Here is a 390-nt window from a genome sequence, read left to right on the forward strand (position 1 = left end):
GGGTGATGCCGGCCAGCGCCTCGCCCGTCTCCCCGCGCTCCTCGGCGGTGCCGTACTGGAAGCGCACGTCCTCGAAGGCGATCTCGCCGCGCAGCTCCCGCACCGCGCGGGGTGCGGCCGGGCGCGGGGTGCTGGTGGGCTCGCGCAGCAGGTCCTGGATCCGGCGGAGCGAGACGGTCGCCTGCTGGTAGCCGTCGAAGACCTGGGAGAGCTGCTGGACGGGGGCGAAGAACAGGTCGATGTAGAGCAGGTACGCGACCAGCGCGCCGGTAGTGAGCGTGCCGGCCTCCACCCGGCCCGCGCCGACGATCAGCACGGCGGCGGCCGCCCCGGAGGACAGCAGCTGCACGAAGGGGAAGTAGACCGAGATCAGCCACTGGCCGCGGACCC

Annotated in this window: 1 pseudogene; it reads right to left on the reverse strand. The window is 73.6% G+C overall.

The annotated features are described in order from the left end of the window. Positions 1 to 390 (reverse strand): annotated as a pseudogene (locus G3I71_RS49645) (ABC transporter ATP-binding protein); the annotation flags it as partial.

This window comes from Streptomyces sp. SID12501 (genome assembly GCF_010550245.1).
GTDB lineage: Bacteria > Actinomycetota > Actinomycetes > Streptomycetales > Streptomycetaceae > Streptomyces.